The following is a 12,329-nucleotide window of genomic DNA, read 5'->3' as shown; positions in this document are numbered from 1 at the left end:
TCCATAGACGATTCCGACTCCGCAGCCTTCATTTAAATAATTAAGCACGAAAAGATACAAGTTTAGTAAGTTTGCAGCATGGAAGCTGAGCCTAAAAGTGTCGATGTATTAATAAAACAACTAAAAGAAGAGTTCGGTATTTCGGCCTCCATCGTCGATCAATCTGCCACCGTTTCCAATGTCATCGTTGAGTCGGGGGTTTTGTCCATCAAATTTTATAATAGTCTCCATTTTGATGTGAAACACAAAGAGGAACCTCTTCTCGCTACTCGTCAAATACATTTAGACGAAGATTTATTTTTAAGCAGAAACAACGTGGTTATGGCTCGAATCCGGGCCGCGCTGGGTTTAGCCAACAGAGTTTATGCGCGTAGCACTACCTTGGTTAGAATAAATAAAGAAGAAGCTTTGGTTTTTCAAAAAGAACATCATTTGCAGGTGCCTCTTCCCGGTAAATATCGCTATGGCCTTCTATATAGAGATACGTTAATGGCCATAGCGATATTTAGCAGCGGCCGTAAAATGCGCGACATGGCACCCGAGCACCGTTCATTTGAATTGTTGCGATTCTGTAATCGGTCCGGCCATCTGGTTGTAGGCGGCCTAAGCAAACTGCTTAAAGGCTTCGCGACAGCGTTTCATCCCAGCGACATCATGACTTATGTTGATCGGGATTGGTCGTCGGGAGAAATTTATGAAAAGCTAGGATTCCACTCAGAAGGATTATTACCTCCCCAACGCTTTATGGTTCAAGGCACGGATAAGATTCGTTATTATGAAGGATGTGCCGACTTAGGGATAAATCGGGATAATCCCGTCCATTGGGTAGAAAATCTGGGCAGTATAAAAATGCGTCAGGTGTTATAAGATCTTTTTTTTATTTTAGGCCAATACTTATGGATATTTTCCAAAACGCCTTTTTTGACGAAGCCGACAATAAGAGCAAGGCCGAGACGAAGGCTCAAATTTAGCGTTAAGGCCGAGCAATTAGACAAGGTTTTTGGAAGTGTTCCTATAATGTCAACACCAATTTAATTAAATAATAGCAATGAAAAGAAAACTTCGTATGGGCATGGTAGGCGGTGGTATTGATGCATTTATCGGTTCAGTACACCGTATTGCCGCTCGAATGGACGGTTTAGTCGAATTAGTCTGCGGTGCTTTTAGTGTACATCCTGAAATCTCAAGAGAGTCCGGAGAGGCCTTGTTTGTTGATCCAAGTCGGGTTTACAGCACTTACCAAGAGATGATAGAAAAGGAAAGTCAGCTACCTGAAGACGTGCGAATGGATTTTGTAACAATAGTTACACCCAATTTTGTCCATTTCGATCCGGCTCGCCTCGCCCTGGAAAATGGTTTTAATGTGGTTATCGAAAAACCCATGACTTTTACTTTGGAAGAAGCAAAACAATTACGAGACCTCGTGGAAAAGACGGGTTTGACATTGGCACTTACCCATACCTATAGTGGTTATCCAATGGTGAAGCAAGCGAAAGCCATGGTAAAAGAAAATAAACTTGGTAAAATCAGAAAAGTAATTGTGGAGTACCCGCAAGGATGGCTAAGCCGTTTGAGCGAAAGGGAAGGAAATGCGCAAGCAGCATGGCGGACTGACCCCAAACGATCAGGCAAAAGTGGGGCTATGGGTGATATTGGCACACATGCCGCTCACTTAGCTGAGTACATTACCGGATTAAAAATTACGGACATCTGTGCAGACTTGAACACGTTGGTAGAAGGGCGTTTATTAGATGATGATGGCAATGTGCTTATACGTTTCGACAACGGCGCTAATGGCGTACTAATCGCTTCACAAATTGCTGCGGGCGAGGAAAACGCCATTCGTATAAGAATTTATGGTGAAGAGGGAGGGCTAGAATGGATCCAGGAAGAACCAAATAGTTTATATGTGAATTTACTTGATCAACCGAAGCAGATTTACCGTACGGGCAATGCTTACTTGAGCAATGCTGCCAAACATAATACACGGATTCCTTCCGGACACCCCGAGGGGTTATTGGAAGCCTTTGGAAATATCTACCGCAACTTTGTATTAACCGTGTCTGCTAAGTTAAACGGCGAGACGCCTACTCCGGAAATGCTAGATTTTCCTACGGTAGAAGATGGCGTACGCGGCATGGCCTTTATCGATAATGTGGTGGCTAGTAATGCCAGCAATGAAAAATGGACCAAGTTCGTGGTTTAATATGCATTTTGGGTCCAACGGCTTCAGGGAAAACTGCCCTGGCCGTTGCCCTTGCTAAAGAAATAAACGGCGCCATCATCAGCGCGGATTCAAGACAGGTATTCAGGGGCATGGATATTGGCACCGGCAAAGATTTGGTGGAATATAAGGGCGTCGATTACTACTTAATTAATATCCGTAATGCCGGCGATTCGTATCACGTAGCCCACTTTCAAGACGACTTTCAAGAAGCTTGGTTTAATATACAAGCACAGGGCAAAACGCCCATTCTGTGCGGAGGAACAGGTTTGTATATACAATCAGTGTTACAGCAATATGCATTCACCTCCATTCCTCGGAATGATAATCTTCGAATGAATCTGTTGGAAAAGGATATCGAGGAGCTGGAAAAGTTCTTTTTATCTTTGCCACAGCCTATTGGATTTAAGGCCGATATCAGCACCAAAAAGCGGCTGATTAGAGCCATTGAAATAGCCAGCTGGTTAAAGGTCAATCCGTATGAGCCAATTAATCGGCATCAGCATTTGGATGCGCGGGTTTTTGGAATCCAATTACCTCTGGATGATCGACGTGCTAAGATAACACAGCGGTTGGAACAACGACTGGCGGCAGGATTGATCGAAGAGGTACAGGGGCTAATCGAAGCGGGCGTTCCGGCTGATAAGCTTAAATTTTATGGCTTGGAATATAAATATGTAACTGCTTTTCTATTAGGAGAAATAGACAGGAATCAGCTATTTACCAAGTTAAATACGGAAATCCATCGCTTTGCAAAGCGGCAAATGACTTATTTCAGAAAGATGGAGAAAGACGGCATCACTATTCATTGGCTCGATGGAAGAAATGCAATTGCAGAAAATGTAGAAAAAATAAAAGGCTGCCTTCCATAAAAAGCAGCCTCCTATTTACAATATTAATTGCCATTATTCGGCAAGGGTCATCTCATCCACCAAATGTTTCGCTCCTGCAAACTTATCCATGATAAACAAAACGTAGCGAATATCAACGGCAATTGTCCGTTGGAGTTGCTGATCAAAAATCACATCGCCTGCCATTGCTTCTATATTACCATCGAAAGCAATACCGATTAACTCCCCTTTTCCGTTGATGACCGGGGACCCCGAGTTTCCACCGGTTATATCGTTATTGGTGAGGAAATTCACAGGCATATACCCGGCACGATCAGCATATCTCCCAAAATCTTTCGTCTTATACAGGTCGATCAATCTTTGAGGGAGATCAAATTCTTCATCCTTTGGCTTGTATTTTGCAATCGTCCCTTTCAACGTTGTGTAGAAGTTCTCTTTCGCATCATTTCGAGGATCGGCAGGAAGCGCGGTTATTTTACCATACGTTAAGCGCAAAGTACTATTGGCATCGGGGTAATATATTTTTTTCGGGTTAGCTTTGCGCATTCCTTCCACCATCAACCTAAATGCCCGCTGGAAATTAGCCTCTTCTTTCTTTTGCTCTTCATCGGTGTAGCGATACCGAGTCATTAAATCAGATGAAAGAAGAAAGAGTGGGTCTTGCTCGATCTGCTCCGCTTGCGGATTGGTTAAAAAAGTAAGCAGCTTCTCTTCTGAAGAAAATATACTCGATTCAAATGCCTGCTTAATATAATTATTAAAAGTGCCGCCGTTTGCCCGACTAAGAGAATCAACACGAGGAGCTAGGCCTCCTGCTTTAGCCTTGCTTGCATATAGATTCAACTCCGCAGCCAATACATCTTGTTCCAACGGCAGATACAGTTTCTCATATTGACTTGCGATCTCTGTTTTCAGGCTCGACTTAAGTTCCGCCTTTTTGGCATCGGTACCATCGGCATAAATTAACAGCGCCCTTCCCAAAACATAAGGCAGTGAGGCAAAGTTACTTGAACGTAACATACCCATCATGTAATTATCATGACGACTTTTTTCGTTAGTCAATTCATAATAGCGATTGATGGTCTCTATTACCTTCCCAAATCGGGCTTTATTGTCTTTTTTGTTTGCCCATTGGTTGAATTTTGATTCTTCCGCTCGCTTGGTGGCAGCGGTTTGATGCTTGCTAAGTGCATCAATCATTCCTTGCCTGTTTTTCCAATAATTTGCGACCTGTGCGTATTTTGAAGCATATTCAAGCTTTACCTGCTGATTTTGATCCATATGCTTCTTCATGTTATCCATACCAACTTTGGATGCTTCAACCCAAGCCGGATACGCAAAGTTCACATTTTGGTCAATTCCGGCAGCAGGCATCCACCGATTGGTTCGCCCGGGATAACCCAGTATCATCGCAAAGTCGTTCTCCTGAAAACCCTTCAAGCTGACGGGTAGGTGATACTTAGGTTTTAACGGAACATTATTTTCGTTGTATTCGGCCGGATTGCCCTCTCTATCGGCATATACGCGAAATAACGAAAAATCGCCTGTGTGACGTGGCCACTCCCAATTATCGGTATCACCTCCAAACTTTCCTATGCTATTCGGCGGTGTGCCTACCAATCTAACATCATTATAATCTTGGTATACAAAGTAGTAGTATTCGTTGCCATTGTAAAACGATTTTACAGAGACTACATATTTTCCTCCTTCACTATTTTCCTGTTCAATATGTGCAATTTCTCGATTAATTACCTGCTCCCGTTCAAACTCGCTCATCTGGTCATTCACTTTACTCAGGATACGCTTTGACACGTCGTCCATCCGCACAAAGAAGCGGACGGAAAGCGATTTAGGTTTTAACTCGTCTTGCTTACTTCGAGCCCAAAAGCCATTCGTCAGATAGTCGTGCTCAGGCGTAGACAGTTCAGCAATAGCACCATATCCGCAGTGATGGTTAGTCAAGACTAAGCCGTCTTTCGAAACGATTTCAGCCGTACATCCTCCGCCGAATTGAACAATGGCATCTTTTAAACTTGAGTGGTTAATACTATAGATTTCATCAGATGTCAGCTGTAATCCCATCTTTTGCATATCCCGGTGGTTCAATCGGTCAATATGCATGAGAAACCACATTCCTTCATCGGCTCTGACAACGGTGAATGGAAGTAAGAGCAAAAATAAGAACCAAATTTTCTTCGTTTTCATATGTTTTTATGTGTGTAATATTCTTTGCCGAGACAACTAATCGGTTAAATAATTGGATCTCGACAAGGTGTTAAGTAAGGCAACAAAGATGCATTTTATTTATCTGCTATGCAAATACCCCTACTTATTGGCTAATAAGGGTTTTCTCTTTGTTTTTTATGCTATCAGGCTGCTGCTTCTGTTCGGGGGCAGTCACAGCATCTTTTTCTTTATTGGGCGTATCGGGTTCCGGCGTTTTAACTCCTTCTTTTCGCTTTACGGTTGGCATTTGTTTTGTCATTTTCTTAGATTGCGTAGAATCGACTTGCAAACTGTCCTTTGCCGAACCTTCCGTGCTGTCTGCTACAGGTTCGGAGGCAATAGAAATGGGGTTAATAATCTCTTCTTTACTTTTTGGTCTATCTTTTGGTTTCCAAATAAAACCAGGTAGTATCTCTTTATCTGGATCAAATGCAGCAACCGGCGTATAGCTAGTCTCGGTTTTACGGATATTGAGTATTTCGGAAACCTCGTTGTTATTAAATAGGATCTTTATTCGCGCACCGATACTTTTGGTCATGCCATTTATCTTATTATCTTCCTGTGTGTAGTAAATGCTTTCAGCATTTCCGTCAACGTACATCAGTGCTAGTTTGTTATCGGTAAAGAAGCCGGTAATCTTTCGCCCTTTTACCTGATTAAACTTAACCGAATCGAGTTGTGTACTAACGATAAAGGCATTGCTTTTTAAAAGCATATTATCTAGCTTTTGATTTTTCAGTTGCATATAAATGGTATCACCGGATAGCTGCGAACCCTGTGCCCAGATCATGGGATTGCCATAACATCTGATAACAGAATCGGGATAACCGTAATAAGCCGAATCGGCACGTGCCTGTAAATCCGATTTAAAAATACGCATGTGATGGTAAGCCTTCACAATCCGGGTTCTAGCGGTGTCTAGGTTACTCGAATCTCTTGGCGACCGATCCAAAGCCGACGCTTTTGCCAATAATAAAGAGCTATCTGCCTGCCCTATCTTCGGAATGCTGCCGATGGAGTCGATTAATAAACTATCAGCCGCCAGCTCACTGCTGATCAATTCTCGCTGTGTTTTGGCAATCGAATCATCACGAAGCTTGGTACTCTTGGCAATCACCTTTTTAATACCTTCTTCGTTAAGCTCTTTTGTATGTACTTTTTTATAGGTACTATCTTCAGAAGCCAGCTTCATCAAAGAGTCCGCCGACAAATCAGGCTTCTTTATTCGTATCGTACTGTCTAATAAGGATTCAGCGTTTAAACTATCACTCAAAAGAGCAGATTTTTTTACTCGGTTCAAACTATCTATGCCAACTAATTGGGTAGAATCGGTCGAAGTTGAATCCAGGGATGCAGTCCCCAAACTATCGGTAGCTGCTTCGGTAAAATCCTCTTCTTCCTCCGCATCTAAATCGCCTCCATCCCGCCGCAAATTAAGTTCAATAGGTTTATAATCCCTCAAAAAAATGACGCGTGAATACAACGTATCAGCAGCCATATAAACCGAATCTGTACCGGATTTCGGTGAATTAACTAAGGAGTCGTTCCGTATGGAATCTCGCGAAGCTAACAGCAGATTATCCTGTCCCAAAGTATCAGTAGCTAGGCTGTCCTTCGAGCTCTTCTTGGCCGTTGAGTCGTTATTTACCACCATAATCATATAGGCCTTATCCGTCATGGTAATACTCTCGTCCTTTTTTAGATAAACACCTCGCTGGCCATATAAAATTCCTTGTTGTACCGTATCAATAAATACAACATTCTTGATCGCCCGTCCATAACCCTGCTTACCATCATAATAAAGGCTATCACCACGCAAAAATTTACTTCCTTCGGTGTACAGGTTATTTTTTCCAAAACGTGCCCGGTCGGTTTCAGTATGGTAGTCGCCGTTTTCTGTATAGAGGTTACCACCGTTTTTGCCTTTTATATTGGTAGGGCCATAAAAGTAGGCCATTTTTGAAAGCGAATTGTAGCGTAGCGTATCGGTAAAAATATTGGACTCGGGTGTACGGACCACTACATCATGCCTAAAATAGGCATCCGAGCTGTTTTCGAAGTAGTAACCGATTTTACTATTGAGAGTATCCTTTTGGTTGACAATGCGTCCACCTCCGGTATAGGTTCCTATTTTCGAGTTGAGGTTATAGGTAAGGTGATTCGTTGTTAAGACAGCACCTTTTGTATCTACCATCCTCACATTATTTGTTAATATGGCAATTCGATCATCTTTTATATAGTGAAGCTTATCGGCGTATACCACCGTACCATTCGGCTGGGTAATAACGACGTTTCCAAACGCATCAAAAAAGCGTTCCTCCGGATTATAGTCTGAACTATCTGCTGATAGCGTGCTACCTTCATGTAAAAAAACAGGTTTATAAAATCGATTGACCCCCCACTCCTTCCGCGCCTCATAATCCCGTGAACTGATTAACCTTACTTCCTTTTGCGCTTGCACAAAAAAAGGAAGTATACAGCATAACCAAGTTAACAGTATAGTACATTTCTTCACTTGGCAAAGGTACCTAAATAAATAGCTTGATGGAATGTTTTAAGAAATTTTAACAAAGACTTTCGATCGCGAATCGTCACGTGGATACGAGTGTAGCAAAGATTTCTCGTTTATAATTAAGAACACACTTTATCGATGTATTTCTACATATTGCATATAACCGTTAATTTGCCTAAGTTCGATCATTATCATAAAAGCAAACTTATGTATATACCAAAGCACTTCTCTTTCCTTCTTATTTTTCTTTTAATTGCCCTTAATGCCTGTGCGCAAAGCGTGCACCAAGAAGATATCCAGCAGGTATTAGCTCAAAAAAAACAAAGCTTATCCCAAACGATCGCGTTGAATAATCAGACAGGCCTAGTTCCTATTAAGGGACTAAGAGATTTAAAGATAGCCAGTATTGATCTGGGTTTTGAACAGTCAAACCAATTTAATACTATGTTATCTCGTTATGCTTCTGTTGACACTTATCGGGGAGATGCAAATCTGGCATCCTTGCAGCTATTAAGTGAGCAGATAAAATTTCATAACCTGCTTATTATTCAACTTGCAAAAGATGTAGCCGCCAGTCAAACGATACTCGACTTCATCAAAAATGAAATAGCGAGCAAGAAGGTAATCATCTGCGGTTTTGGTTCGCCGCAAAAATTGGCTTTGCTCGATGAACTTGATGTTCCGATTATTTGGTCGACCGATACCACTGTGATTGCCGCGCAAAACAGTGCCTCGGCTATTTTTGGCGGAATTGCCATTACCGGGAAATTGACGACGAACATTTCGCCCCGCTTCCCGGCAGGCAGCGGCTTTACCACCATTAAAACACGATTAGGTTACGATTTGCCTGAATCAGTTGGAATAAAGAGCGTAAACTTGACCGATCCAATAGGTAAGATTGTCAGGGAGGCCATTGCAGAACAAGCTACCCCCGGGGCCGTTGTAATGGTCATAAAAAACGGTACGGTTATTTTTGAAGAGGCCTACGGCTTCCACACTTATGAAAAACAGCGACAGACACTCACTTCTGATATTTTTGACATGGCTTCTATCAGCAAAATTACAGCTACCACGCCAGCTGTAATGCGCTTATATGAAGAAAAAAAAATCGACCTTAATCAAACGATCGGCCACTATCTTTTTCAGGCAAGACAGACCAATAAAAGTAATGTAAAATTACGCGATGTTATGCTCCATCAAGCAGGTTTTGTTCCCTTTATACCCTTTTATAAAAATCTTAAACCGGGAGATGTCAGCAGCGACTCCTCCGCTACACACAATGTAAAAATAGCTGATGGACGCTATTTATTGAGTGATTATTACCGAAAAGTTATGTGGCCCGAAATGCTTCAATCGAAGTTGGAAACACCCGGAAAATATGTTTATAGCGACATTAGTATGTATGTAATGAAGGAGGTAGTTGAACAGCAAGCCTCTGAGCCTATTGAAACCTATGTACAGGAACAATTCTATCAACCTTTGGGCATGTATAAAACCGGTTACAATCCGCGACGACGTTTTGCGAAAGAAGAAATCGTACCGACCGAACGGGATACGTATTTTAGGGACACACTTCTACAAGGCTATGTACATGACCAAGGTGCAGCCATGGCCAATGGGGTTGCCGGGCATGCCGGAATATTCAGTACGGCAAACGACTTAGCTATTTATGGACAAATGCTACTGAACAAAGGCACTTATGGAGGCGAGATTTACTTTGCCCCACGGATTGTTGAAGAATTTACCGGCAAGCAATCAACCGTTAGCAGAAGAGGCCTGGGATTTGATCGGAAAGATCCTGACACAAGCAAAGCTTATCCTTCTGCATTGGCTTCAGCTGCGACCTACGGCCATACGGGTTACACGGGCACTTGCATTTGGATAGATCCGGAACATCAATTGACTTACATTTTTCTATCAAATCGTGTTCATCCGAGCGTAACAAACAAGTTGTATGAGCTAAATATTCGTTCCAGGATTCAGGATGTAATTTACGAAGCGATTGCTAAGGGGCTCGAATAATACTTGACATAGACTTAACAATTACTACAGAAAATAACGTTTAATTTGCAGCCACATTGAACGATGAATCATGCAATTGGGTGCATATTATTTAGTTACATCCATTGTTTATCGTCAGTTGTTATAAAACTTATTGTATTATCAAATGAAGATAGGTATTGTATGTTACCCAACATTTGGAGGTAGCGGTGTGGTGGCTACAGAATTGGGCAAGGGCTTGGCCGCTAATGGGCATCAGGTACATTTTATTACGTACAGTCAACCCGCGCGACTTGATTTCTTCTCTGCGAATCTATTTTACCATGAGGTAAGTATATCCAAATATCCGCTATTCGATTTCCCGCCGTATGAATTGGCTTTAGCCAGTAAACTGGTTGATGTAGTCCGCTTCGAAAAACTCGATCTATTACATGTACATTATGCGATACCGCATGCTTCTGCGGCTTTCATGGCCAAGCAGATACTGGAAACCTATGGGATTCGCATTCCGGTAGTTACGACGCTTCACGGAACCGACATTACCTTGGTGGGAAAAGATCCAAGTTATAATCCGGTAGTCACCTTTTCGATCAATCAGTCGGACGGTGTCACTGCGGTATCCACTAATTTGAAAGAAGACACCATCAAACATTTTGAAGTAGCCAAAGATATCCGGGTGATCCCTAATTTTATCGATTTGACGCGGTTTAGCTTAAAGCCCCGCGAGCATTTCAAAAAAGCCATCGCCCCCGGTGACGAGCGCATTTTAGTCCATACATCGAACTTTAGAAGAGTAAAGCGGACATCCGATGTGATCAAAGTCTTCCAAAAAATCCAGGAAAAGGTACGATGTAAGCTTTTAATGGTAGGTGACGGGCCCGATCGGGTAAATGCTGAACAGCTCTGCCGAGATTTAGGTGTTTGTAACGATGTGCGCTTTTTAGGGAAGCAGGACGCCATTGAAGAAATACTTTCGGTTGCGGATCTCTTTATGATGCCGTCCGAGTCAGAGAGTTTTGGTTTAGCAGCCTTGGAAGCAATGGCTTGCAGTGTGCCGGTTGTTTCGTCCAATGCAGGCGGTTTACCGGAACTGAATGTGGATGGTGTAACGGGCTTTCTGGATGACGTGGGTGATATTGATCGCATGGCAGCCCACGCGGTTTATATACTTGAAGACAACGACCGGCTGGCAACATTCAAAGCAGCTGCTTTAGCGCGCGCTAAGGAATTTGATTTAGGATTAATTTTACCGGTTTACGAGAATTATTACCAGGAAGTGATCGATCAAGTAAAAGCGAGTGTTATATAAACAAGTAAGGAGGTTCCACGAGGAACCTCCTTACTTGTTTTATGAGTTAACCACTATTCATCAAACAGCACACAAACCGGCGCCCCTATTTCTATACGGTTTCCTGTGTTTTTTAATCTACCTGTCTGCTCATCGCGTGCGAATACAATGACATCATCAGTGTATTGGTTTGCCACCAAAAGATGCTTTCCGTCGGGAGAAATAGCAAAATTTCGCGGCCCCTTACCTTCTACCGACTGATTTCCAACATAAGATAGTTTCCCATCCTTCTTGTTAATGGCATAAATCGCCATATCATTGGCTTCGCCCCGATTCGAGGCATATAAGAATTTACCATCCGGCGATATATGAATATCTGCTGCTCCAACATCTCCCTTATAAGAAGGCGGCAACATACTAATTTCCTGTATAGCTGTTAATTGCCCATCACTATAAGCATAAACCGTAACAGCAGCCTTCATTTCCTGAACAAGGTAAACATATCTCCCATCCTTAGCGAACGTAATATGTCGTGGACCACTGCCCGGAGACGCCTTCGCTACTTTTGCTTCTGTTGATAGCGGTGCGTTTTTATTCAATGCGTCATAACCATATACATTAATACGATCAGTACCGAGATCTTGCACCAACAGGAATCTTCCATCGGGCGACAAAGTTGCCGAATGAACGTGAGGCTTTTCTTGTCTACTTTTATCCGGCCCGCTTCCTTCATGCTTTATCAATTGGACTTTTTCCGTCAAACTGCCATCAGGTTGAACTCCAAAAACGGTAAGGCTTCCGCCGGAATAGTTGGATACCACCACATGGTTATCTTTTTGATCCACTATAACATGACAGGGGCTGTCGCCATGCGTTAGTTGTGTATTCAGTAAAACAAGTTTACCATCCGTAGGATGATATTTAAACGCACTAACCGCTCCTTCCCCGGTATTTAATTCGTTCACGGCGTAGAGGTATTTCTTGTCGGCACTCAATGCCAAAAAGGATGGGTCAGACGACGCAACCTCATTTTTATACGTTAAGCTTCCGGAACTTGGATCAAAAGAGTACACATAAATCCCTTTGCTTTTGCCTGTATTGGTATAGGTTCCAATAAGAACATTAATCGTTTTTGTTTGAGCTTTTAATACCATGGGCAATAAAATCATGCAACCTAACAAGCGGCATATATTAACAGGTTTCATAAATGATGTTTTATAAAACCAA

General features: G+C 42.4%; 8 protein-coding genes. 5 read left to right on the top strand and 3 right to left on the bottom strand.

All coding sequences use genetic code 11. The annotated features are described in order from the left end of the window. Nucleotides 1-78: 78 nt before the first annotated feature. The 3 genes from FKG96_RS05040 (at nucleotide 79) to miaA (ending at nucleotide 3,096) form a co-directional block, all read left to right on the top strand. Nucleotides 79-867, top strand: a complete 789-nt coding sequence (locus FKG96_RS05040) for a hypothetical protein (protein WP_013664908.1) — start codon at nucleotides 79-81, stop codon at nucleotides 865-867. A gap of 181 nt (nucleotides 868-1,048) precedes the next feature. Next, nucleotides 1,049-2,206, top strand: a complete 1,158-nt coding sequence (locus tag FKG96_RS05035) for a Gfo/Idh/MocA family protein (protein WP_130854463.1) — start codon at nucleotides 1,049-1,051, stop codon at nucleotides 2,204-2,206. Continuing rightward, nucleotides 2,185-3,096, top strand: coding sequence for a tRNA (adenosine(37)-N6)-dimethylallyltransferase MiaA (miaA, locus tag FKG96_RS05030; protein WP_149105165.1), 912 nt, complete (start codon nucleotides 2,185-2,187; stop codon nucleotides 3,094-3,096). Before FKG96_RS05035 ends, miaA begins: the two co-directional genes overlap by 22 nt. A gap of 33 nt (nucleotides 3,097-3,129) precedes the next feature. On the opposite strand, the gene FKG96_RS05025 is transcribed toward miaA, so the two are convergent. Both FKG96_RS05025 and FKG96_RS05020 read right to left on the bottom strand, forming a co-directional pair. Then, the gene (locus FKG96_RS05025) at nucleotides 3,130-5,280 is read right to left on the bottom strand and encodes a S46 family peptidase (RefSeq protein ID WP_130854465.1); all 2,151 of its coding nucleotides are present in this window, start codon (nucleotides 5,278-5,280) and stop codon (nucleotides 3,130-3,132) included. 124 nt (nucleotides 5,281-5,404) lie between these two features. Continuing rightward, nucleotides 5,405-7,762: an OstA-like protein gene (locus tag FKG96_RS05020; protein WP_165446894.1), complete on the bottom strand. Its 2,358-nt coding sequence runs from the start codon at nucleotides 7,760-7,762 to the stop codon at nucleotides 5,405-5,407. A 258-nt stretch (nucleotides 7,763-8,020) separates the two neighbouring features. Here FKG96_RS05020 and FKG96_RS05015 point away from each other — a divergent pair, with 258 nt between their 5' ends. Next, nucleotides 8,021-9,835 carry a serine hydrolase gene (locus FKG96_RS05015; protein WP_130854467.1) on the top strand — a complete coding sequence of 605 codons (1,815 nt, stop codon included), beginning with the start codon at nucleotides 8,021-8,023 and terminating at the stop codon, nucleotides 9,833-9,835. 145 nt (nucleotides 9,836-9,980) lie between these two features. Further along, the gene (gene bshA / locus FKG96_RS05010; protein ID WP_130854468.1) at nucleotides 9,981-11,123 is read left to right on the top strand and encodes an N-acetyl-alpha-D-glucosaminyl L-malate synthase BshA; all 1,143 of its coding nucleotides are present in this window, start codon (nucleotides 9,981-9,983) and stop codon (nucleotides 11,121-11,123) included. Nucleotides 11,124-11,176: 53 nt separating this feature from the next. Here bshA and FKG96_RS05005 read toward each other — a convergent pair whose 3' ends face one another. Continuing rightward, nucleotides 11,177-12,307 (bottom strand): lactonase family protein, encoded by a 1,131-nt coding sequence (locus FKG96_RS05005; protein WP_242627105.1) that lies wholly within the window; start codon nucleotides 12,305-12,307, stop codon nucleotides 11,177-11,179. Between the last annotated feature and the right edge of the window lie 22 nt (nucleotides 12,308-12,329).

Source organism: Olivibacter sp. LS-1, assembly GCF_008245145.1.
Taxonomy (GTDB): domain Bacteria; phylum Bacteroidota; class Bacteroidia; order Sphingobacteriales; family Sphingobacteriaceae; genus Olivibacter; species Olivibacter oleidegradans.
Note: the sequence above shows the minus strand (reverse complement) of the source record. Positions and strands in the feature narration are given on the sequence as shown.